The sequence below is a fragment of the Protaetiibacter sp. SSC-01 genome (genome assembly GCF_014483895.1).
In the GTDB taxonomy this organism is placed as follows: Bacteria; Actinomycetota; Actinomycetes; order Actinomycetales; family Microbacteriaceae; genus Homoserinibacter.
This window is the reverse complement of the sequence record NZ_CP059987.1, coordinates 2,694,184-2,714,878: the sequence shown is the minus strand read 5'-3', so window position 1 is coordinate 2,714,878 and position 20,695 is coordinate 2,694,184. Positions and strand designations below refer to the sequence as shown.

The following is a 20,695-nucleotide window of genomic DNA, read 5'->3' as shown; positions in this document are numbered from 1 at the left end:
TCCCGTTCCGCGTGTTCGCACCCGTTCCTTCGGGAACGAACGCGCGGAACGGGAACTCTCGCGTCAGGGGGTGGCGGTGGGGGCGGGCGCGATGACCGCCTGCACGAGCGCGCCGTAACGCGTCACGATCTCGGCCTGGTCGGTCGCGAGCAGGTGCTCGTCCTGCACGACCCACAGGGCGTAGAGCAGACCGCCGACGACCGCGGCCGCGAGTCGCGCGCGCAGCTCGGCATCCGGTCCGTCGAGCCGCGACTGCAGCGGCAGCACGAACGCGGTGTCGTGCATCTCGCGGAGGCGCGGCACGACGCCGTCGGACTCGCTCGCCCGGATGAGGGCGAGGTAGACCCCGCGCACCCGGTCGCCCGTGTCGAGCATGTACTCGATGAAGTGCTCGCCGAGCTCGTCGAGCGGGCCGTCCAGCAGCGGATGCAGCTCCGCGTCGAGCTGCATGGTCTCGAGGAAGAGCTCCTCCTTCGAGCCGAAGTGCCGGATGACGAGAGCCGGATCGACGCCCGCCTCCGAGGCGATGTCGCGCACCGAGGTGCCGACGTAGCCGTGCACGGGGAAGAGCCTCTCGGCGGCCGCACGGATCGACTCCTTCGTCGACGGGCGGGGGGCGCTCATGCATTCATGGTGCCACGAGGTCAACCCCTCGACGCACGCCCCGAGGGGGCGCAGACTCGTCGACATGGGAACGAACGCGAGCGGCAACCAGTCCGGCGGATCGGCCGAGACCTACGACGTGGTCAACAGCGGCCAGTCCGACGACATCGAGAACAGCCTCACGGGTCAGGGCACCTCCGACCGCGAGACGCTCATGGACATCGTCGAGGCGGAGGGCGACAGCCCCATCCCGCCCGCCGACGAGCCCGAGTGATCCCGGCCTGAGTCAGGGCTCGGATGCCGGGTCCCGCTCGCGGTCCGGCACGCGCTGCAGCGCCCACGAGCTCGTGCCCGTGGGCACGAACCGGTAGCGCCCGCCGCCGACGAGCGCGCCGAGCACGATCGCCACGACGTCGACGATCGCGTGCAGCACGACGAGCGCGATCGCGACGATCGACGGCAGGCCGAGCGCCGTGATGAGCCACACCGCGCCCAGCACGATCGCGTGCAGCACGAGCACGCGCGCGTAGGCCCGCCCCACGCTCGCGCGCGGCACCGGGTCGGAGCGCAGCGCTGAGTACCACTGCACGAGCGTCGCGACGATCCACGCGAGCACGACCCACAGCGGGTTGAAGGGCGCGGCCTTGACGCCCGTGATGACGGGCGAGATCGCGATGAGCACGATCACGAACACCCCGTGCACGGCCGTGAAGATGCCGTAGTGCATGAGGAAGAACGACGCCGGGAAGCCGCCGCCATCCGTCCCGGCCTTCGCGCGACGGCGCAGCCGGATGAACGTCACCCCGCCGATCGTCACGTTCTCGAGCCAGTAGAGCAGCACGATGGGCCGCCAGTCCCAGCCCCACCACAGCAGCCCGACGAGCGGCAGCACGACATAGAGCGCGACGTCGATCCACAGCAGCGGCGAGCGCACGGATGCGGATGCCGCAGCACCCGGCGCGCGCACGCTCACGCCGCGATGCCCCGCTTCTCGAGCGAGTCCTCGACGATCGTGAGGCCTTCGAGCCCCGGCAGCTTCGCGATGTGCGAGTCGACGTCGCGCACGAGCTTGCGGCCCTCGGGTCCGGCGAAGAGGTGGTTCATGACGTGCGTCACCTCGGCCTCCTCCTGCACGCCCGAGCCGACGGGGCCCCAGAAGCGGGAGAGGGCGAAGCGCGCGAGCTTCTGCGCCTTCTTCGAGTCCTTGAGCCGGTCGCGGGCCTGCGACGCGTAGAACGCGACGTGCCGCGTCTCCTGCTTCGCGATCCGCTTGAGCAGCTCGGCGAGCACGGGTTCGCCCTCGAGCTCGGCCATGCGCAGGTAGGCGGCGTTGGCCGACCACTCGTTGGCGGCGCCCCACGCCATGTGCACGGCGACGAAGTCGTTCCCGACGAGCCCGCCCATGATCGACTGCTTGATGGGGTCGAGGCGGTCCTTCCACCCGAGCTTGAGGCGGGTGGCCTTGAGCACGTCGTAGTCGACGGTGACGCCGTGCTTGGCGAGCACCGCGGCGAGGGCCTCGCCGTGCCAGAACTCCTCGCGGTTCCACATCGTCATGAACGCGCCCACCTCGGGCTCGTTGTGCGACGGGGTCGTGAGCAGGTCCCGCAGGTAGCACGTCGTGTGGTACTCGATGTCGCACATGTAGCGCAGGGTGCGCAGCGTGCCCTCGGGCAGCGGGCGCTCGTCGAAGACGTCGAAGTCGAGGTCGGCCCACGCGACCGCGGCCGAGTTCGTCGTGTACTTGTCGATGTCGAAGGCCATGGCTGTGTCCGGGCGGAGGCTCAGCGCTCTCCGTCCGCTCCTTCCTCGGGCGCAGGGGCGGATGCGGCGGTGCTCGCCGCCATCAAAGCACGGTTCGCGGCGCGCGAGCCCCGCTTCCAGGTATCGATCCGCCAACGCCTGCGGCCGGCCTCGCGCGCGAGGCGGTGGTCGGGGTTGACGGCGTGCGGGTGGCCGAGCAGCTCGAGCCACACGAGGTCGGCGTGGCTGTCGCCGTAGCCGTACGACGCCGCGAGGTCGTAGCCGCCGCGCTCGGCGTACTGCCGCAGCCAGTTGGCGCGCGCCTCGTCGACGAGCGGCGGGCGAGCGAGGTAGCCCGTGAGCTGCCCGTCGCGCACGTGCATGGCGCCCGCGACCACCTCGTCGAACGCGGATGCGACGGGCTCGGCGAGCGTGCCGATCGACCCCGTCACGAGCACCGTGCGGTGCCCGGCGGCGCGGTGGGCGGCAGCCCGCTCGAGGGCCGCGGTGGCGGTGCGGCCGAGCATCGTGTGGGCGTAACCCCCCTCGACCGTCTTCTCGAGACGCGCCTGGCTCATCCCCTCGTATCTGCGCAGGAAGATGCGGATGAACTCGCCGCGGTCGCGACGTTCGGCCCGCAGGTAGGCGGGCAGCTGCGCGAGGATCGCGACGACGGATGCGGGCCACGCGGCCCAGCCCCACCCCGCCGCGCGCACCCACAGGTACTGGCGCACGAGGTTCGTGTCGACGACGGTGCCCTCGAGGTCGAAGACGGCCACGACATCCGTGCGCTCGGGCAGCTCCCTGGCGGGGCGCCCCTCGGTGGAGGTGCCCTCGGGCCGGCGGGCGAACGCGCGCGTGAGGGTCGTGATGGCGGGGAAGTGCACCCGCTGCAGGTAGTCCTCCCAGTCGATCGCGGCGATGTCGAAGCCGCGGTCGGCCTGCAGCTTCTTCGGGATCGCCGCGTGCAGGGCGCGCGTGTTGGCGTCGTCGAAGATGATCTCCGTCTGCACGTAGGCGCGGTACAGCTCGGCGAAGTTCTCGAGCGTCTCGAGGTCGCTGCGCCGCGTAGCCAGCTCGGCGAGCCGCGCGCGCGTGTGGGCCGTCGACGGCATCCGGTTCAGCCAGCGCTCGCGGCGCTCGAGCCGCACGCGCGAGCGGGCGAGCGCCCGCTCGACCTTGCGCCCGCCGGGGAAGCGCCACGTGGGCACGCGCACCTCGCCGCCGCGCGGCGACGGCATGGGGTTCGCCGTGAAGTACTCGTGCACGTTCTCGAACATGCGGTGGAACGGCAGCGGGTTGGAGGCGCCCGAGCTCACGTGGAAGTACTCGGGCTCGCCCGCGGGCGGGTTCGCGGCGGCTGCGAGGATCGCGTTGACGACGTAGTCGACGGGGATGAGGTCGAGCACGCTGTCGGGCAGTCCGGGGAACTCGGGCAGCAGCCCGCGGCCGTAGGCGAGGATGAGCGGGTCGGCGACCTTGAAGCCGTCGATCCAGCCGGGGAACGGATGCGCGAGCGCCGACTCGATGATCGCGGGTCGCACGACCGAGAGGGTGCCGCCCGTGCCGGCCCACAGCTCCTCGGCGGCGCGCTCGGCGAAGGCCTTCGTGAGCGTGTAGACGTCGGTCCAGCCGAGCGACTCGGCGCGCGTGCGGCCGGCGTCGACGAGCGCCTTCGTGACCCACTCGACTCGGGCCTCCTCGCTCGCGCGGGCGACCGCCTGCGGCCCCTCCTTGCCGTGCTCGGCGCGGGCGCGGTCCATGAACTCGCGCAGCTGCTCGGGGTGGCGCGACAGCAGCTCGACGCGCTCCCGGGCCGAGCGGGCGGCCGCGTACTCGGCGCGCCAGTCGATCGCGTGGCCGAGCCGCGCCTCCGGCACGACGCCCTTGCGCAGCCCGCCGACGTAGCACGTCGACACGTGCACGACGTGGGGCGTGGAGCCGGATGCGCGCAGCGCCTCGTAGAGCTGCACCGCGCCGCCGACGTTGGTGTCGAAGGCCTGGTCGATGGGAGGGTCGAACGACACGGTCGACGCCGAGTGGATGACGACGTCGATGTCGGAGGGCAGCGGCGGCACCGAGCCGAGCCCGCCCTCGACGATGCGGATGCGGTCCTGCACGGCCGCCTCGACGCCCGCGTCGCCGACCTGCTCGCGCCAGGTGCGGAACACGGGCTTGCGCAGGAGCGTGCGGAGGCGGTCCTCGCCGCCCGCGGAGCCCTTCGTGCGCACGAGCAGCGAGATCGTCGTGCCGGGATGGGTCGACAGCAGTCGCTCGAGCACGGCCTGGCCGACGAACCCCGTCGCCCCGGTGAGGAAGACGTGGGCCTCGCCGAGCTCCGTCTTCGCGCGCTTCGGCGTCACGGCACGAGCCTCGCGGTGACCGTCGCTCCGGATGCGGCGCCCATGCCGGGCAGGGCGGCCAGACGCTCGCCGATCGCCGCGGCCGCAGCACGCCCGTCGGGCTCGCCGAACACGAACGCCTCGAAGAAGGAGCGGTCGGCGGCGGGGATGCTCGCGGCGCCGATGGGCCACGCCGCGCGCGCGATCTCACGGCGCGCGAGCCGGGCCGCGCGAGCGGAGGCGGCGAGCTTGCGCTCGGCCTCCTCGGCGAGGAAGGCGACGTGACGGTCCTTGACGGCGACGAGCGTCGCGACGAGCGAGGAGAGCGCGGCGGCGGCCTCGCCGAGCCGGCGGTAGGCCACCTGGGTGATGAGCTCGTCGACGAGACCCGTCGTCACGTGGCCGGCCACGACATCCGCCCCCGCGATGTTGCCGGCGAGGGCGCGGCGGATGGGTCCCCGTCGTTCGGCGCGCTCGGCGGCCGTGCGGCGCACGGGGCCCGTGAGCGGCGAGGTGTCGGCGCCGACCGCGTCGAGCACGGCGTCGAGGGCGTCGGCCACCCAGTACTTCTCGAAGGCCCACGTCGCGAGGAACGCGGTGACGCGGGCATCTTTGTGGGTGGCCGTGACGAGCAGGTTGCGCATGCGGTCGAGGGTGCCGCGCTCGACGTCGCGCAGCACGCGGATGAGGCGCACCGCCTCGCCCGTGAGGCCCGCGCGGGCGATCGCCTCGGCGTCGATCTCGGCGCGATGGCTGCCCCGTGCCGTGCGCGCGTACTCGCGCACGTCGAACGACTCGGTGGTCGCTGCAGCTCGGCTGGTCATGGGGGGTGGTGGACCTTCCTGACAGGCGCCCGCACGCGGTGAGGACGCCTCGTTGACCGTATCGTAAGCCCCATGCCACACGCTCTCGTGACCGGCGGCACCGCCGGCATCGGCGCCGCGTTCGCGCGCGCTCTCGCCGCCCGCGGCTACGACCTCGTGCTCGTCGCACGCACCGCCCCGCGCCTCGAGGAGGTCGCCGCCGAGCTCCGCGCGACGGGCCGCGACGTCGAGGTGCTCGTGGCCGACCTCGGCGACCCGGCCGACGTGCAGCGCGTGGCCGAGCGGCTCGCGGATGCCGCGCATCCGATCGACCTGCTCGTCAACAACGCGGGCTACGGCATGAAGACGAAGCTCTCCGACCCCGACCTCGCAGAGGCGGCCGACGCCATCCAGGTCATGATGCACACGCCGCTCGTGCTCTCGGCCGCCGCCGTGCCCGGGATGCGCGTGCGCGGTCGCGGCATCATCGTCAACGTCGCGAGCGTCGCGGGCTACACCTCGATGGGGCTCTACGCCGCGATCAAGGCGTGGATGCGCGTCTACAGCGAGAGTCTGTCGAACGCCCTGCACGGCACGGGTGTCACGGTCACGGCGCTCCTTCCCGGCTGGGTGCACACCGAGTTCCACGACCGCGCCGAGATCCGCAAGTCGTCGATCCCGTCGTGGCTGTGGCTCTCCGCCGACGGTCTCGTCGAGGCGTGCCTGAGGGATGCCGAGCGGGGTCGCGCGGTCTCGATTCCGACCGTGCGCTACCGCTTCCTCACGTGGCTGCTGCGCCACCTGCCGATGGGCACGGTGCGCTGGGCCTCCCGCAAGATCTCGGGCACGCGCCACAGCGCTCACTAGGTGGTCGAGGAGCGCCCGCGGAGCGGACGCGTCTCGAGACGACCCCCGCGCCATCACCCCCGCGGAATCCCCCCGCACTACCCTGTCCCCATGGTGTCGACCACCGCGGACCCCCCGGCCGCGCGGCGCGACAGGTTCACCTCGAGGGGCCTCGCCGCGGCGCGCTTCCTCGCGCAGCGCGCGCTGCTGAAGCCTGTGACCTGGTCGGTCGTGCGCGTCGCCGTCGTGGGGCGCCGGAAGCTGCGCGGGGTGCCGCGCGCGTTCCTCGTCGTCGCGAACCACTCGAGCCACCTCGACGCGCCGCTCATCCTCGGAGCACTGCCGCGGCGGCTTGCGCGCTACCTCGCCGCGGGCGCCGCAGCGGACTACTTCTTCGACGTGTGGTGGCGCCGCGGCCTCACGGCCCTCTTCTTCAACGCGTTCCCCGTCGATCGGAACGGCGTCAACCCGAAGAGCATCTCGGCGAAGACCCTCCTCGACCGCGGCGTGCCGCTGCTCGTCTTCCCCGAGGGCACCCGCTCGAAGACGGGCGACATGGGCCACTTCAAGCAGGGCGCCGCGGCGCTCGCGATCGCATCCGACGTGCCCGTCGTGCCGGTCGCGCTCGTGGGAGCCGGCATCGCGCATCCGCGGGGCCGCAACTGGCCGAAGCCCGGACGCCTGCCGGTCGGCGTCGTGTTCAGCGAGCCCATGCGGCCCGAGCCGGGGGAGACCGCGGCCGCGTTCACGGCCCGCATCCGCGAGCGCATCGCGGGGCTGCACGCCGCGTACGCACCCCGTATCCTGAGCGCGTCGTCCGGGCCCGAGCCCGACGCGCATCCGTCGCCCGAAGGAGAGAGACAGTGACCGACGTCGAGCACATGAAGTGGTGGGGCTGGGGCGTCGAGGGCGTCGGGTTCCACCACGAGGACAAGCCCGCGTTCGCCCCCTTCGTGCTGAACGCGGTCGGGCTCGACCTGCAGACCGCCGAGAAGGCGCAGCCTCCCGCGTTCGACGACATCGACGTCGCGGATGCCGCGGTGCGTCCCGAGTTCGTCGCGGCCCTCGCGGGCATCGTCGGCGAGGACCACGTGACGACGGATGCGATGGAGCGCGTCGTGCACACCTACGGCAAGAGCCTGCGCGACCTCGTGCGCATCCGCTCCAACCGCATCGAGCGCGCGGTCGACGTCGTCGTGTACCCGGCCGACGAGGCCGAGGTGCAGCGCGTCGTCGACGCGGCGGTCGCCGAGAACGCCGTGCTCATCCCGTTCGGCGGCGGCAGCAACATCGCGGGCAGCCTCGAGCCGATCCCCGGCGAGAGCCGCACGGTCGTGTCGCTCGACATGGGCCGCATGAACCGCGTGCTCGAGATCGACGCCGACTCGGGGCTCGCGCGCATCGAGGCGGGCGCGCTCGGCCCGCATCTCGAGGCGCAGCTCGCCGCGCAGGGCTGGACGATCGGCCACTTCCCCGACAGCTTCACGCACTCGACGATCGGCGGGTGGGCCGCCACCCGCTCGTCGGGCATGCAGTCGGACAAGTACGGCGATATCGCGCAGATCGTGCGCGGACTGCGGGTCGTGCGGCCCTCGCGCGACGGACGCGACGGCGTGCTCGTCATCCCCGCCATCCCGTCGGCGTCGACGGGCCCGAGCGTGCGCGAGATGATCGTCGGCTCGGAGGGGCGCCTCGGCGTCATCACCGAGATCACGGCGCAGGTGCACCGCGTGGCCGAGCAGCGCGAGATCCAGGCCTACTTCTTCCCGAACTGGGAGGCGGGCCTCACGGCGATGCAGGCCATCTCCGAGTCGGATGCGGCCCCCATCATCACGCGCGTCTCCGACTCCCGCGAGACGGGCTTCTCGATGGCGACGAGCAAGGAGCGCCACGGGATGGATGCGGTGCTCGCCGAGAGGGTGCTGCCCTCGCTCATGCGCTCGAAGGGCTGGAAGCTCGACGACATCTGCCTCTCGTTCATCGGCTTCGAGGGCTCGCGCGAGCACGTCGCGCGCCAGAAGAAGCTCGTCGGGCGGATCGTGAAGGCGCACGGAGGCATGGGCGTCGGCACCGGGCCCGGCGTGCTCTACGACCAGAAGAAGTTCGACACCCCCTACCTGCGCGACTTCCTGCTCGACCGGGGCGCGGCGGGCGACGTGTCGGAGACGGCGGCGCCGTGGTCGAAGCTGCTCGGCGTCTACAACGGCGTCGTCGAGGCGGCCAACCGCGCGTACGACGAGATCGGCACGAAGGGGTGGATCATGTGCCACCTCTCGCACTCGTACCACTCCGGCGCGTGCCTGTACTTCACCTTCGCGTTCGTCTTCGGCGACGACCCGCTCGGCGAGTACGACGTCGTGAAGAGCGCCATCCAGCAGGCCTTCGTCGACAACGGCGGCACCATCTCGCACCACCACGGCGTCGGTGTCGAGCACTCGCCGTGGATCGAGCAGGACATCTCCCCGGAGGGTGTCGCGGTCATGCGCGGCCTCTTCAGCGCTGTCGACCCCGGCGACAACTTCAACCCCGGCAAGGTCGTGCCCGCGGCGCGAGAGAGCGCCGACCGGCCCGTCGGCGCCTAGGTCATCCGCCGAACTCGCCCATGATGATGAGCGGCGTCTGGTTGACGTCGCAGATGCGGTCGATCTCGGCGATCGGTTCGGCTCCGCGCTCGCCGACGGCGCCGGGAACCCGCGCAGGATCCCTGACGATCGCCTCCAGCGCCGCGGCCGGGGCGGCGAGCGTCGAGGTGGAGGACGACGCGACGCCGTAGAGGCCGACGGCCACGGCCGTCATCCGCGCGCTCCACTCGGCCGCGTCGATGTGCGCCTCGGCGAAGCCGATCTCCGCGTTGTAGAGACCGCTGATCGCCGGCGACAGCGTCGCGCAGTCGGAGGTCACCGCGGGGTCCGCGGCGAACTCGGCGGTGGAGAAGACCGCGTCGGCGGTCCACACGACACCGTCCGCCACCCACACGTACAGCGTGTGTCCCGTCTTCGCGGTGACGGGCCACGCGAGGGAGGACGACCCGTCGCAGGTGCCGTTGAACGTCGCCTGGCCGAGCACCATCGCGTCGCCGAGCTCGACGGCGAACTCGCCGCCGCCCTCGCACGTGAAGTCGACCACCAGGGACCGGGCGTCGGCGGGGATCGGGAGTGCCGCCCCGGGAACGCCCGTCGTGCCGGTCCCCTCGAGGTGCTCCGTGCTGAGGGTCACCTCGGTCGCGGGCTCCGGATCCGGCAGCTGCGTCGCGGTGTCCGTAGGCGTGCAGCCGGCGAGCACGAGGAGAGCCGCGGCGGCCGGGACGAGGAGGGCGGGTCGCGGTTCGCAACGGGACATGAGACTCCTTCGGGTGGCTTCCCGTTGTCTACCCGACCCAGTGCCGGTCCACAAGAGACAGGTGGCGCCAGGCCCCTCCGGCGCGCATTAGCGTGGAGGGATGACCGCCTTCCAGCTCTCCCGCGACGTCGAAGCAGCCCTCGCCGACGGCCGCCCCGTCGTCGCCCTCGAGTCCACGATCATCAGCCACGGCCTCCCGCGCCCCCGCAACCTGGAGGCCGCGATCGAGTTCGAGGAGATCCTGCGCGAGAAGGGCGTGACGCCCGCGACGATCGCCGTGCTCGACGGTGTGCCGCAGATCGGCCTCGACGCGGACGGCGTGCGCCGCATCGCGGAGGAGGACCTCGCGAAGGCGTCCGTCCGCGACCTCCCGATCCTCGCCGCCCTCGGCCGCTCGGGTGCCACCACCGTCGCCGCGACCGCGTACCTCGCGGGCCTCGCCGGGGTGCGCGTCTTCGCGACCGGCGGCCTCGGGGGCGTGCACCGCGGCGCATCCGAGACCTTCGACGAGTCGGCCGACCTCACGACGCTCGCGAGCTCGCCCGTCACGGTCGTGTCGGCGGGCGTCAAGAGCGTGCTCGACATCCCCGGCACCCTCGAGCGCCTCGAGACGCTCTCGGTGCCCGTCATCGGCTACGGCACGACCGCATTCCCCGCGTTCTGGCTGCGCGAGTCGGGCTACGAGCTCGACTGGAAGGTCGACTCCGCGGATGAGGTGGCGGCCGTCATGGCGGCGCGCGACGCGTTCGGGTCGAGAAGCGGCATCGTGCTCGCCAACCCCATCCCGCTCGAGCAGCAGTGGGACCCGGCCGAGCACGACCGCGTGCTCGCGACCGCGTTCGCCGCGGCGGAGGAGGCCGGCGTGCGCGGCAAGGCCGTCACGCCGTTCCTGCTCGGATTCATCGTCGAGGAGTCGGGCGGCAAGAGCCTCGAGGTCAACCTCGACCTCGCGCGCAACAACGTGCGCGTCGCGGCGGATGTCGCGACCGCCTGGGCGAAGCGCGCGCCGCGGCCGTGAGTCGCCTGGCCGTGAGCCGCGACCGGGTCGTCATCGTCGGCGACCTCATCAACGACATCGTCGTCGTGCCGCGCGAGGCCATCCGCGCCGACACCGACACGACGGCGACCATCCGGAACACCTCGGGCGGGTCGGCTGCCAACACGGCCGTGTGGCTCGCGGCGCAGGGCGCGGCGGTCGACTTCGTCGCGGCGGTGGGCGGGCACGACGCGGCGGCACACGCCGCCGAGCTGACCGCCGCGGGCGTCACCCCGCACCTGCAGGTCGAGCCCGGCGCGACGACCGGCACGATCGTGATCCTCGTGCAGGGTCACGACCGCTCGATGCTCACCGACCGCGGGGCGAACTCGCTGCTGCGGGAGGCAGCGGTCACCGCGGAGCTGCTCGCGGATGCGGCGCTCCTGCATGTGAGCGGCTACAGCGTCGTCGACGGCTTCGGCGTCGAGGGCACGCGCGAGGTGCTCGCGCGGGCCGCGGATGCCAGGGTGCGGGTATCGGTCAACCCCGGCTCGATCGGGTTCATCTCCGACTTCGGGGCCGAGCGCTTCATGTCGGCGATCGAGGGCGCGCACGCCGTGTTCCTGAGCGCTGAGGAGGCGCGGCTGCTGACCGGCATCGCCGACCCCGCGGATGCCGCGCGGGCGCTCGGGGCGAGGTTCCCGGTCGTCGCTCTCACGCGCGGGGCGCAGGGCGTGCTCGTCGTCGCGGACGGCGCCGAGCCCGTCGCCGTGCCGGCGCCTGCGGTCGACGCCGTCGACCCGACGGGCGCGGGCGACGCGTTCATCGCGGGCTTCATCGCCTCGTGGCTGCGCACATCCGACCCGGTCGCCGCCGCATCCGCCGCCGTGCACGTGGCGGCGCAGGCCGTCACCGCGATCGGGGGCCGGCCCGCGTAGCGACGCCCGGTGGTCGAGGAGCGCCTGCTGCCTCACCAGGTGGTCGAGGAGCGCCCGCGAAGCGGACGCGTCTCGAGACCACTCACCGAGTGATCACATCGCGGTGGTCTCGAGACGCGTCGCCTACGGCGGCGCTCCTCGACCACCTAGGGTGGGGCGGTCCCTCGACCACCTAGTGATTCGTACGCCGCGAGCGCCCGCTCGCGCGACGCGGCGAGGTCGACGATCGGCGCCGGGTACGCATCCGTGCCGAGCTCCGGCAGCCAGCGGCGCACGTACGCGCCGTCGGGGTCGAAGCGGGCCGCCTGACGCTCGGGGTTGAAGATGCGGAAGTAGGGCGCCGCATCCTGCCCCGACCCCGCGACCCACTGCCAGTTGCCGGGGTTCGACGCGTCGTCGGCGTCGACGAGGGTGTCCCAGAACCACGCCTCGCCCACGCGCCAGTCGACGAGCAGGTTCTTCACGAGCAGGCTCGCGGCCGACATCCGCACGCGATTGTGCATCGCCCCGGTCGCCCACAGCTCGCGCATCCCCGCGTCGACGAACGGGATGCCCGTACGTCCGTAGCGCCACGCGTCGATCTCGGCGGGATCGGGGTCGGCCCATGGGAACGCGTCGAACTGCGGCCGCAGGTTGCGTGTCGCAAGACGCGCGTCGTGGAAGAGGGTGTGGCGGAAGAAGTCGCGCCAGCCGAGCTCGCGCAGGAAGGCCTCCGCATGCGGCCCGCCCTCGCGACGGATGCGGTGCCACACCTGGCGGGGCGACAGCTCGCCCCAGCGCAGCCGCGGACTCAGGCGCGACGTCGCGTCGACGGCGGGCAGGTCGCGGTCGGCGTAGCCGTCGAGCTCGTCCGCGAACTCCTCGAGCCGCTCGAGCCCGGCCGCCTCGCCGGGAGTCCACGTCGCCCGCAGGCCGCCCGCCCAGTCGGGGCGGCGGGGCAGCAGCTCCCAGTCGTCGAGCGCGTCGCCCGCGACCGGCTCGGCGGGGCTGTCCACCGCATCCGGCGCCGGCAGGGGCGGCGCGACGGGCCGCCCGCGGAGGGCGTTCCAGAACGGCGTGAACACACGGTAGGGGGCGCCGGATGCCGTGGCGAGCTCCTGAGGCTCGGCGAGCACGTCGCCGGGGAACGAGCGCACCTCGGTGCCTGCCTCCCGCATCCGCGCCTTGAGCTCGGCGTCGATCGCGCGGGCGGGGCCGTAGCGGCGGTTCCACAGCACGGTGTCGGCGCCCGTGTCGACGACGAGCTGCGGGATGAGCTCGGCCGCGAGCCCGCGCCGCAGCACGAGCGGGATGCCGAGCGCGGCGAGCTCGTCGCCTAGCGCCGCGAGCGAGTGGTGCAGCCACCAGCGAGCCGCACCGCCGGGGGCTCGCACGCCGTCGCCGTGCTCGTCGAGCACATAGGCGGCGACGACGGGGGCGCCTCGCTCGACCGCCGCGAGCAGGGCGGGGTGGTCGGCGACCCGCAGGTCGTCGCGGAACCAGACGAGCGTCGCGCCGGACGGCATCAGCCGGGCGCCGCGCCCGCCCGCAGGCGATCGGTGAGCTCGGTCAGCTGCAGCTGCTCCTCGTGGCTCAGCACCGACATCCGCGCGACGATGGCGCGGGCGTGCTGCAGGCCGACCCGGCGGAACACCTCGAGGCCGTGGTCGGTGAGCGCCACGATCGTGCCGCGGGCGTCATCCGGGTCGCGGCGCTTCGCGACGAGGTCGCGCGCGGCGAGGCGGTCGAGCAGGCGGCTCACGCTCGGCTGGCTCAGCAGCAGGTGCTTGTTGAGGTCGCGGATGCGGAGGGCGTGGTCGGGCTGCCGGTACAGGTTGAAGAGCACGTCGTACTCGGTGAAGGTCACCTCGTCGGCGGGGAACTCGGTGCGCAGGTGCCGGAGCACCGCGACCTGCGCCCGGTAGAGGGCCTCCCAGGCGGCGACCGCGTCTGCGCTCTCGCTCACCCGTCCAGCCTATTCATCGTGCTCGCCCTCGAGGTGGTCGAGGAGCGCCGCGAAGCGACGCGTCTCGAGACCCGTCGCGGGCGTCGTTAACGTGATTGAGGGCCGGCCGCAGAGGCGAGCGGCCGACCCTCTCCCTTGCACCAAGAGTGTCCTGCAATCACATTCCGCTTGGTCCGCCACAGCAAACGAATCAAGCTCTTTGAGAATATAACGGGACGGTAACGCTGTCTAGTTATCGAACCGTTATTTTTTTGCGAGTTCTCTCGGCGCCCGCAGGGTGCCTCCTGAGCGTCGGCCGTGGCGGTGATGCCGACGCCCAGGAGGGCGTCACTCGGGCGTCAGTCGGCGCCGCCCGTGCCGGCGAAGTATCGCCGGAACGCGCCCACCTCCATCGCGAACACCCCGTTCTGACCGAGCGGGATGTCGCGCCACCAGCTCACGTCGTGCGAACGGAAGTTCCCGGTCGTCGTCGACGAGCCCGTGCCGGGGGCGGAGCCCCACGGGTTGCGCACGACGATGTAGTCCACCGGCCGCAGCTCGTAGCGCTCGAAGATGTGCGTCGGGATGTCGAAGCGCACGCGCGAAATCTCCTCGAGCGTGGCGCCCGAGACGGGGTCCGCGCCGAGCAACGGCCCGGGTCCCGGCAGACGGAACTCGGGGATCTGCCGCGGGATCTCGGCCTCGAGACGCAGGCGCGGCATCCACTCGTAGCGCCGCATCCAGCCGAGCACCGAGTACGCGTGCGACGCCACGACGCCCGCCTCCTCGGCGGCCCGCTTGGCCGCATCCGACCCCGCGCCGTGCGACCAGCACACCATCGGCGTCGTCGTGCGGCCGCTCAGACTGTGCGACTTCACGAGGCTCAACAGCTGCGCGTCGGTGAGCGAGGAGTGCGAACGCGCGTAGCCGTGGCCGCCCGTGAGCGAGACGCACGACGCGACCGTGTCACCCCACGCGAGATCGGGGATCTTCGGGAAGTCGTCGTTCGTGCCGAACCGCCACTTCGCGAACGCCTTCTCGTAGACGGCGGGCCAGATCTCGCCCGCCTCGGAGGAGTGCGCGTAGTACGACGTGCTGCCGCCGCCCGAGACGAGCACGCGATCCGACACCTCGACGGTGCTCCAGCCACCCGAGCCGTAGCCGCCGCTGCCGCCGAAGAAGCTCACCTGGTGGGTGAACGAGTCCTGGCCCGCGGCGGTCGCGCGCGTGCGGTCGGCGATCGTGAACGGCTTCGCCCACGCGACCGACGAGAGGGCGGCGATGAAGTAGCAGTCCGCCACCTGGCCCTGCACGGGGTCGAAGAACTCCGTCGTCTCGTTGTAGAAGCGACCCGTGTCCTGCCAGCTGAACCCGGGCGGGTGGTAGCCCGGCAGCAGGGGGAACAGCACGTCGAGCACGCGGAGGTCGAAGAGCTTCGCGTAGTTCTTGGTGAGGTCGCCCGTGCGCCCGAGCTCGGCGAAGACGCCGTCGCGTGTAAGGGTGGCCCCGCGCACGGGCACATCGGCCGGGCTCTTCTGCCCGAGCGCGGCGAGGATGTCGGCGAGCGTCTTCGCGCGCGACACGTCGGGGGTGGCGTCGTGCTGGTCGTCGGTCTCGTCGGCGCCGCGCTCGGGGGGTGCGGCCGGGCGCTTGCGCGTCGGGCGGCCGCCGCGGAACGAGGTGCCGTAGAAGATGGGCGACTCGGCCGAGCCGATGATGTCGGCGTAGGGCAGGTCGAAGACGTCCTCGAGGATGCTGCGGGGGTCGGCCGCGCCCTCCCAGTCGATGCGGCGGCCCGCGACGAGCGAGGCGAGGGCGTAGGGGTTGGGGGCGCCGGTGACGGCGAGGGCGTCGGTGTCGTCGTCCTGCGTGTCGGCGGCGGGGCGCACGGGCTCCGTCGTGGCGCGCGTCGTGCGGCGGCTCGAGGCCGTGCTGCGGCGCGCGGGCGTCGTCGTGGTCATGGGGGGACTTCCTCTCCGGATGCGGCGGCCGGAGGTGCCGCCGGCGGGCGTTCGTCCGCACAGGGGAGGAGGGGCGGCGGGGCGCCCTGATACACGTCAGTCGACGGCGCCCTCGATGCGGACGAGCCAGTCCCGCAAGATGCGCTCGAGCGCGAGTCGGTCGGATGTCGGCAGCTCGGCGAGCAGGCGCGCCTCGTTGCGCATGTGGTCGCCGAAGGCGGCGTCGATGACCTCGCGCCCGCGTTCGGTGAGACGCACGCGGCGCACGCGCGCGTCATCCGCGTCGATGCGGCGCTCGAGCAGGCCGGCCTGCTCGAGGCGGTCGAGGCGCTTCGTCATGCCGCCCGTCGTGATCATGGTGTGCTCGGCGAGCTGCCCCGCGGGCAGCTCGAACGGCTCGCCCGCGCGACGCAGCGAGGCGAGCACGTCGAAGTCGCCTTCGCCGAGGCCGTGCTCGCGGTAGATGGCCACGAGCTCCTCGTGCAGGTGGCCGCCGAGGCGGTGGATTCGGCCGATGATGCCCTGGGGCGAGGGGTCGAGGTCCGGACGCTCGGCTCGCCACTGATCCTGGATGCGATCGACGTGGTCCCGGGCCATGCGGGAATAATATCTTCCACTGCAAGTATTTTATCTTCCGTGGAAGTCAACTGGCGCGCCGCGCTCGTCACCGCGATCGCCCCCGTCGCGTGGGGAGCGACCTACTTCGTGACGCAGCACACCCTCCCCGCCGACAGCCCGCTGTGGGGCTCGGCCCTGCGCGCCTTCCCCGCAGGCCTCGTGCTGCTCGCGATCGCGCGCTCGCATCCGCACGGCGCCCGCGAGTGGGGCCGTACGGCGCTCCTCGGCGTGCTCAACGTCGGCGGCTTCTTCCTGCTCATCTACATCGCCGCGCAGCTGCTGCCGACGAGCGTCGCGTCGTCGATCATGGCGGCCTCGCCGCTCGTGCTCGCGGCGTTCGCGTGGGCGATCCTCGGCCAGCGCCCCGCCGCGCGCGTGATCGCCGGGGCCGTCATCGGCATCCTCGGGGTGCTCCTGCTCGTCGCGGGCGGCACGGGCGCGATCGACGGATGGGGCGTCGCCGCCTCCGCCACGGGCCTCGCGAGCTCGTCGCTCGGCTACGTGCTCACGCGCCGCTGGGGCGGCACCGCCACGCCCGTCATGGCGAGCGCGTGGCAGCTGCTGTTCGGCGGCGGAGTGCTGCTCGTCGTCGCGCTCATCGGGGAGGGTGCCCCGCCCGCCCTCGACGCGACCGGCTGGGCGGGCCTCGCGTTCGTGACGCTCATCGGCACGGCCGCGGCGAACGTCGCGTGGTTCTACGGCTTGCAGCGGCTCACGGCGGGCGCGGTCGGCGTCATCGGCCTGCTCAACCCCGTCACGGGCGTGCTCCTCGGCGTGCTCGCGGGCGGCGAGTCCCTCGCCGCAGCGCAGATCATCGGCATCGTGCTCGTGCTCGGCGGCATCCTGCTCGGCCAGCTGCAGTGGCGGCGGAGGCGCGCGCACCTCAGCTGATCGCGCCGACGATCGCCGCGGCGCCGTCATCCGCGTCAGCCGAGGGCGCCGATTCCGCCTCCGATGAGCACCCCGCCGATCGCGAGCATCACGACGGCGATGAGGGTGGCGTTGTGGCGCACGAACCAGTCGCGCGCGTCGGCGAGCCTCGCGGACGCGCGTTCGCCCCCGACGAGCAGCGCGAGCAGCGGGAGGGTCACGCCGAGGGTCGAGAGCACGACGAAGACCACGCCCGCGACGCTCGCCTCGGCGACGGAGGCGTCGGCGCCGCCGAGCGTCAACCCGGCACCGACCGCCATCGCGAGCTCCTTGAGGTTGACGGCCGTCACGAGCGCGCCGAGGCGCAACGCCCCGCCGGGGCCGACCCCGTCGATCGCGCGCATCCAGCCGGGCAGCGCCACGGCATCCGCGCCCCGCGGGCGCCGCAGCCACTTGCGCACGGCGACGCCGACGAGCACGAGCCCCAGCAGGATGCGCAGCACGGCCGCCGGGGTCTGCGAGCCCGCCGCGTCGTCGGCGAGGTCGGCGAGCAGTGCGGCGACGGTCACGAGCGTCGCGAGCACCACCACGCGGGCGAGCACGAAGAGCCCGCCGATCCGGATGCCGCCCGGCGCTGCGAGCAGCAGGAGCACCGCGATGATCGGCAGCGGGCTCGCCGCCACGACGAACGCGTAGGCGACGAGGTCGCCGATGAGCTCCTGCATCCCGTGCCTCCTCGCGACCGGGGCCCTCAGCCTACGCCGAGCGCCCCGCCGTGTCGCGGGTCAGAAGACGTCGGGCGACGGCGTGGAGGCCCAGCGGATCGTGACGTCGGCGTGGCGGTCGAAGCGGTAGCCCGAGCCGCGCACGGTGCGCACGATGTCCTCGTAGGCGCCGAGCTTCGAGCGCAGGCGACGCACGTGCACGTCGATCGTGCGCTCGTTCGGGATGTCCTCCGAGCCGTCGGCCCACAGCGTCGAGATGATCTCGGCGCGCTCGATCGTGCGGCCTTCGCGGAGCACGAGGAACTGCAGCAGCTCGAACTCCTTGTAGGTGAGCGGCGCGACCTCGCCGTCGAGCTGCACGCGCTTGCGGGAGATGTCGATCACGACGCCGCCCTTGGGCTCGGGGGCCTCGGCGGGCGCGGCGCTCTGGCGGTGCTTCGCGAGTGCGGCCGGGTCCTGCAGGGCGAGGCGCACGACCTCGACGTCGCGGCCGCCGGCGCCGCGCGGGGCGAGGGCGACGGCGGCGTAGGTCTCGGCGTCGGGCACGAGCTCGGCGACGGTGCGCTTGAGCGCCTCGACGAGCTGGGGGAGTGAGACGCCCGAGGTGGCGGCCTTCAGCTCGTCGACGCCCACGTAGAGGGCGAAGCCGCGGGCCTCGGTGCCGTCGGGCACGGCGCGGATGCGGGGACGCTCGGCCTCGGGGGCCTGCTGCTCCGCGGTGCGCGGGACGGGGTAGGGACGGGTCGGGGGACGGAGGGTGTCGAGGGTGGCGAGAGACATGTCGTCGAATCCTTGCGAGGTGTCGGCGGTCGCGTCATCGAAGGACGCGGCGGGCCGGGTGTTGTCGAAGCGGGGAGCGCCATCCGGGCTGTCGGAGCCGGATGTCGGGGAGTTCACCATCAGCGGGTAACTCGGGCGAAGGGGCGGCTCAAGCGCACATTCGACAACACAGACCAGCGCGCACCGGCATCATCATGCCGGCAGTCCCGAGGGCCTCGAAGGAGGTCGTGGGGTGCGCGTGAACGGTCATGCCCAAGAGTCTGGGCGACCGTTACGCCATGTGTCAAACGAACAGAGAAATCCGTCGTAACAGAATGAAACGGCTGCTACGCGTTCGACTCACACGAGTCCGTAGAGGCGGTCGCCCGCGTCGCCGAGGCCCGGAACGATGTAGCCCTTCTCGTTGAGCTTCTCGTCGAGCGCGCCGATGACGATCGTCACCTCGCGGCCCTCGGTGGCCTGGCGCACGTGCTCGAGGCCCTCGGGGGCGGCGATGAGGCACACGGCGGTCACGTCGACGGCGCCGCGCTCGAAGAGGAACTCGATGGCCGCGCCGAGCGAGCCTCCGGTCGCGAGCATGGGGTCGAGCACGAAGCACTGGCGGTTCGACAGGTCGTCGGGCAGGCGCTCGGCGTAGGTCGTGGGCTGGAGAGTCTCCTCGTCGCGCACCATGCCGAGGAAGCCGACCTCGGCGGTCGGGACGAGCTTGACCATGCCCTCGAGCATCCCGAGCCCCGCGCGGAGGATCGGCACGACGAGCGGACGCGGGGTCGCGATGGCGAGGCCCGTGGTCTCGGCGACGGGCGTCTTGACCGTGACCTCGGTCGTGCGCACGTTGCGGGTCGCCTCGTACGCGAGCAGCGTCACGAGCTCCTCGGCGAGCGAGCGGAACACCGGCGACGGGGTGCGCTCGTCACGCAGGACCGTGAGCTTGTGGGTGATGAGGGGGTGGTCGGCGACGTGCACTCGCATAGGCTTCAATCTATGCCCTCGAGCGCCCACGAGGAGGCCATGCGCCTCGCGCTGGCCGAGGCGGAGCTCGCCCTCGCATCCGGTGACGTGCCCGTCGGTGCAGTCGTGCTCGCCGCGGATGGCACGGTGCTCGCCCACGGCCGCAACGAGCGGGAGCGCCACGGCGACCCGACGGCGCACGCGGAGGTCGTCGCGATCCGCCGCGCTGCGGAGGTGCGGAGCGACTGGCACCTCGACGACACGACGCTCGTCGTGACGCTCGAACCGTGCGTGATGTGCGCCGGTGCGATCCTCGCGGCGCGCATCCCCCGCGTCGTGTTCGGCGCGTGGGACGAGAAGGCGGGCGCCTCGGGCAGCGTGCACGATCTGCTGCGCGACCGCCGGCTGCCGTATCGCGCGGAGGTCATCCCCGGCGTGCTCGAGGCCGAGTGCGCGGCCGTGCTCACGCGGTTCTTCCAGGAGGCGCGCGCCTCCGAGCTCTGAGAGGCGCGCTTCGACGCCGAGGTCAGCGCACGAGGTGGGCGCCGAGCAGTTCGCGCGCGGCGTCGCGCTCGGTCGACGGCACCACGACGCCCGCGAGCTGGTCGAGGGCGAGCACCGTATGCCGCGCCCGCGCCCCGAGCTTCGGGCCGCTCGCGAGCAGGTAGGTCTCACGGCTCACGGCGGCGAGCGCGCGTTTGACGGCGGCGTCGTCGGGGTCGTCGGTCGTGACGCCGTGGTCGGGGTGCACGCCGGATGCGCCGAGCAGGAAGCGGTCGGCGCCGACGCGCGCGATCGCCTCGAGCGCAAGGGCTCCGCCCGACGTCATCGAGTGGCGCCCGAGCTCGCCGCCGAGCAGCAGCACGCGGGCGTCCGAGTGCTCGGCAGCGGCGATCGCGACGTGCGGGCTCGGGGTCGCGATCGTGAGGCCGGCGCCGTTCGGGATGCGTCGGGCCAGCGCGAGCGCGGTCGTGCCGCCGTCGAGCGCGATCGTCATGCCGGGTTCGAGCAGCGCGAGCGCGCTCTCGGCGACGCGCTCCTTGCCGGAGTCGTCGTCGCGTTCGGCGAAGGGTCGCTCGGATGCGTCGAACGGCAGCGCCCCGCCGTAGACGCGACGGGCGAGGCCGGCATCCGCGAGCTCGCGCAGGTCGCGGCGCACGGTGTCCTCGGAGATGCCGAGTTCGGCGGCGACCTCCTTCGCCACGACGCGGCCGTCGCGCGCGAGGAGCTCGATGAGGTGCCGCTTGCGCTGCTTCGCCAGCATCCGTGTTCCTTC

General features: G+C 72.8%; 22 protein-coding genes. 8 read left to right on the top strand and 14 right to left on the bottom strand.

The genetic code is table 11. The features are described 5' to 3' along the window. Window positions 1-63 precede the first annotated feature (63 nt). On the bottom strand, window positions 64-624 hold the full coding sequence (locus tag H4J02_RS12825; protein WP_187674935.1) for a TetR/AcrR family transcriptional regulator: 561 nt from the start codon (window positions 622-624) through the stop codon (window positions 64-66). Between the two features lie 64 nt (window positions 625-688). On the opposite strand from H4J02_RS12825, the gene H4J02_RS12820 reads away from it, so the two are divergent. Beyond that, window positions 689-877: a hypothetical protein gene (locus tag H4J02_RS12820; RefSeq protein ID WP_187674934.1), complete on the top strand. Its 189-nt coding sequence runs from the start codon at window positions 689-691 to the stop codon at window positions 875-877. A 12-nt stretch (window positions 878-889) separates the two neighbouring features. On the opposite strand, the gene H4J02_RS12815 is transcribed toward H4J02_RS12820, so the two are convergent. The 4 genes from H4J02_RS12815 to H4J02_RS12800 are packed head-to-tail and all read right to left on the bottom strand — an operon-like array spanning window position 890 to window position 5,512. After that, window positions 890-1,576, bottom strand: coding sequence for a DUF6498-containing protein (locus H4J02_RS12815; RefSeq protein WP_187674933.1), 687 nt, complete (start codon window positions 1,574-1,576; stop codon window positions 890-892). Then, window positions 1,573-2,367 (bottom strand): ferritin-like domain-containing protein, encoded by a 795-nt coding sequence (locus H4J02_RS12810; RefSeq protein ID WP_187674932.1) that lies wholly within the window; start codon window positions 2,365-2,367, stop codon window positions 1,573-1,575. Before H4J02_RS12810 ends, H4J02_RS12815 begins: the two co-directional genes overlap by 4 nt. A gap of 20 nt (window positions 2,368-2,387) precedes the next feature. Then, window positions 2,388-4,709, bottom strand: coding sequence for an SDR family oxidoreductase (locus tag H4J02_RS12805; RefSeq protein WP_187674931.1), 2,322 nt, complete (start codon window positions 4,707-4,709; stop codon window positions 2,388-2,390). Then, window positions 4,706-5,512: a hypothetical protein gene (locus H4J02_RS12800; protein ID WP_187674930.1), complete on the bottom strand. Its 807-nt coding sequence runs from the start codon at window positions 5,510-5,512 to the stop codon at window positions 4,706-4,708. The genes H4J02_RS12805 and H4J02_RS12800 overlap by 4 nt, the downstream gene beginning before the upstream one ends. Window positions 5,513-5,584: 72 nt before the next feature. Between H4J02_RS12800 and H4J02_RS12795 the strand changes: the two genes are divergently transcribed. From H4J02_RS12795 to H4J02_RS12785, 3 genes are all read left to right on the top strand, one after another. Further along, the gene (locus tag H4J02_RS12795) at window positions 5,585-6,358 is read left to right on the top strand and encodes an SDR family oxidoreductase (protein WP_187674929.1); all 774 of its coding nucleotides are present in this window, start codon (window positions 5,585-5,587) and stop codon (window positions 6,356-6,358) included. A gap of 90 nt (window positions 6,359-6,448) precedes the next feature. Further along, entirely contained in the window at window positions 6,449-7,204 is a 756-nt protein-coding gene (locus H4J02_RS12790; protein WP_187674928.1) for a 1-acyl-sn-glycerol-3-phosphate acyltransferase, read from the top strand. After that, window positions 7,201-8,919 carry an FAD-binding oxidoreductase gene (locus tag H4J02_RS12785; protein ID WP_222942187.1) on the top strand — a complete coding sequence of 573 codons (1,719 nt, stop codon included), beginning with the start codon at window positions 7,201-7,203 and terminating at the stop codon, window positions 8,917-8,919. Before H4J02_RS12790 ends, H4J02_RS12785 begins: the two co-directional genes overlap by 4 nt. A 1-nt stretch (window position 8,920) precedes the next feature. On the opposite strand, the gene H4J02_RS12780 is transcribed toward H4J02_RS12785, so the two are convergent. Beyond that, window positions 8,921-9,676, bottom strand: coding sequence for a hypothetical protein (locus H4J02_RS12780; protein ID WP_187674927.1), 756 nt, complete (start codon window positions 9,674-9,676; stop codon window positions 8,921-8,923). A 100-nt stretch (window positions 9,677-9,776) separates the two neighbouring features. Between H4J02_RS12780 and H4J02_RS12775 the strand changes: the two genes are divergently transcribed. Both H4J02_RS12775 and H4J02_RS12770 read left to right on the top strand, forming a co-directional pair. Further along, the gene (locus H4J02_RS12775) at window positions 9,777-10,694 is read left to right on the top strand and encodes a pseudouridine-5'-phosphate glycosidase (RefSeq protein ID WP_187674926.1); all 918 of its coding nucleotides are present in this window, start codon (window positions 9,777-9,779) and stop codon (window positions 10,692-10,694) included. An 11-nt stretch (window positions 10,695-10,705) separates the two neighbouring features. Beyond that, window positions 10,706-11,590: a carbohydrate kinase family protein gene (locus H4J02_RS12770; RefSeq protein ID WP_187674925.1), complete on the top strand. Its 885-nt coding sequence runs from the start codon at window positions 10,706-10,708 to the stop codon at window positions 11,588-11,590. Window positions 11,591-11,736: 146 nt separating this feature from the next. Here H4J02_RS12770 and H4J02_RS12765 read toward each other — a convergent pair whose 3' ends face one another. The 4 genes from H4J02_RS12765 to H4J02_RS12750 all read right to left on the bottom strand — a co-directional run bounded on the left by H4J02_RS12765 (window position 11,737) and on the right by H4J02_RS12750 (window position 16,072). After that, entirely contained in the window at window positions 11,737-13,095 is a 1,359-nt protein-coding gene (locus H4J02_RS12765) for a deoxyribodipyrimidine photo-lyase (protein WP_187674924.1), read from the bottom strand. Next, window positions 13,095-13,535: a MarR family winged helix-turn-helix transcriptional regulator gene (locus H4J02_RS12760; protein WP_187674923.1), complete on the bottom strand. Its 441-nt coding sequence runs from the start codon at window positions 13,533-13,535 to the stop codon at window positions 13,095-13,097. Before H4J02_RS12760 ends, H4J02_RS12765 begins: the two co-directional genes overlap by 1 nt. Window positions 13,536-13,873: 338 nt before the next feature. Further along, on the bottom strand, window positions 13,874-15,475 hold the full coding sequence (locus H4J02_RS12755) for a C2 family cysteine protease (RefSeq protein WP_187674922.1): 1,602 nt from the start codon (window positions 15,473-15,475) through the stop codon (window positions 13,874-13,876). A 96-nt stretch (window positions 15,476-15,571) separates the two neighbouring features. Continuing rightward, window positions 15,572-16,072, bottom strand: coding sequence for a MarR family winged helix-turn-helix transcriptional regulator (locus H4J02_RS12750; protein WP_187674921.1), 501 nt, complete (start codon window positions 16,070-16,072; stop codon window positions 15,572-15,574). Between the two features lie 39 nt (window positions 16,073-16,111). Here H4J02_RS12750 and H4J02_RS12745 point away from each other — a divergent pair, with 39 nt between their 5' ends. Then, window positions 16,112-16,984: a DMT family transporter gene (locus tag H4J02_RS12745; protein ID WP_222942186.1), complete on the top strand. Its 873-nt coding sequence runs from the start codon at window positions 16,112-16,114 to the stop codon at window positions 16,982-16,984. A gap of 35 nt (window positions 16,985-17,019) precedes the next feature. Here H4J02_RS12745 and H4J02_RS12740 read toward each other — a convergent pair whose 3' ends face one another. From H4J02_RS12740 to upp, 3 genes are all read right to left on the bottom strand, one after another. Continuing rightward, window positions 17,020-17,688: a GAP family protein gene (locus H4J02_RS12740; protein ID WP_187674920.1), complete on the bottom strand. Its 669-nt coding sequence runs from the start codon at window positions 17,686-17,688 to the stop codon at window positions 17,020-17,022. Window positions 17,689-17,748: 60 nt separating this feature from the next. Beyond that, window positions 17,749-18,468, bottom strand: a complete 720-nt coding sequence (locus H4J02_RS12735; RefSeq protein WP_187674919.1) for a winged helix-turn-helix domain-containing protein — start codon at window positions 18,466-18,468, stop codon at window positions 17,749-17,751. Between the two features lie 339 nt (window positions 18,469-18,807). Further along, window positions 18,808-19,440, bottom strand: coding sequence for a uracil phosphoribosyltransferase (gene upp, locus H4J02_RS12730; protein WP_187674918.1), 633 nt, complete (start codon window positions 19,438-19,440; stop codon window positions 18,808-18,810). A gap of 12 nt (window positions 19,441-19,452) precedes the next feature. On the opposite strand from upp, the gene tadA reads away from it, so the two are divergent. Beyond that, window positions 19,453-19,923, top strand: a complete 471-nt coding sequence (gene tadA, locus H4J02_RS12725; RefSeq protein WP_222942185.1) for a tRNA adenosine(34) deaminase TadA — start codon at window positions 19,453-19,455, stop codon at window positions 19,921-19,923. 22 nt (window positions 19,924-19,945) lie between these two features. Here the strand turns inward: tadA and H4J02_RS12720 are convergent, their stop codons facing one another. After that, entirely contained in the window at window positions 19,946-20,683 is a 738-nt protein-coding gene (locus tag H4J02_RS12720; protein WP_187674917.1) for a DeoR/GlpR family DNA-binding transcription regulator, read from the bottom strand. Window positions 20,684-20,695 lie beyond the last annotated feature (12 nt).

Bases quoted from the DNA above. Each gene is read 5' to 3' on its own strand.
- H4J02_RS12825 (WP_187674935.1), bottom strand. From the start codon at position 624: ATGAGCGCCCCCCGCCCGTCGACGAAGGAGTCGATCCGTGCGGCCGCC.
- H4J02_RS12820 (WP_187674934.1), top strand. From the start codon at position 689: ATGGGAACGAACGCGAGCGGCAACCAGTCCGGCGGATCGGCCGAGACC.
- H4J02_RS12810 (WP_187674932.1), bottom strand. From the start codon at position 2,367: ATGGCCTTCGACATCGACAAGTACACGACGAACTCGGCCGCGGTCGCG.
- H4J02_RS12800 (WP_187674930.1), bottom strand. From the start codon at position 5,512: ATGACCAGCCGAGCTGCAGCGACCACCGAGTCGTTCGACGTGCGCGAG.
- H4J02_RS12795 (WP_187674929.1), top strand. From the start codon at position 5,585: ATGCCACACGCTCTCGTGACCGGCGGCACCGCCGGCATCGGCGCCGCG.
- H4J02_RS12790 (WP_187674928.1), top strand. From the start codon at position 6,449: ATGGTGTCGACCACCGCGGACCCCCCGGCCGCGCGGCGCGACAGGTTC.
- H4J02_RS12780 (WP_187674927.1), bottom strand. From the start codon at position 9,676: ATGTCCCGTTGCGAACCGCGACCCGCCCTCCTCGTCCCGGCCGCCGCG.
- H4J02_RS12775 (WP_187674926.1), top strand. From the start codon at position 9,777: ATGACCGCCTTCCAGCTCTCCCGCGACGTCGAAGCAGCCCTCGCCGAC.
- H4J02_RS12765 (WP_187674924.1), bottom strand. From the start codon at position 13,095: ATGCCGTCCGGCGCGACGCTCGTCTGGTTCCGCGACGACCTGCGGGTC.
- H4J02_RS12755 (WP_187674922.1), bottom strand. From the start codon at position 15,475: ATGACCACGACGACGCCCGCGCGCCGCAGCACGGCCTCGAGCCGCCGC.
- H4J02_RS12750 (WP_187674921.1), bottom strand. From the start codon at position 16,072: ATGGCCCGGGACCACGTCGATCGCATCCAGGATCAGTGGCGAGCCGAG.
- H4J02_RS12740 (WP_187674920.1), bottom strand. From the start codon at position 17,688: ATGCAGGAGCTCATCGGCGACCTCGTCGCCTACGCGTTCGTCGTGGCG.
- H4J02_RS12735 (WP_187674919.1), bottom strand. From the start codon at position 18,468: ATGTCTCTCGCCACCCTCGACACCCTCCGTCCCCCGACCCGTCCCTAC.
- upp (WP_187674918.1), bottom strand. From the start codon at position 19,440: ATGCGAGTGCACGTCGCCGACCACCCCCTCATCACCCACAAGCTCACG.
- tadA (WP_222942185.1), top strand. From the start codon at position 19,453: ATGCCCTCGAGCGCCCACGAGGAGGCCATGCGCCTCGCGCTGGCCGAG.
- H4J02_RS12720 (WP_187674917.1), bottom strand. From the start codon at position 20,683: ATGCTGGCGAAGCAGCGCAAGCGGCACCTCATCGAGCTCCTCGCGCGC.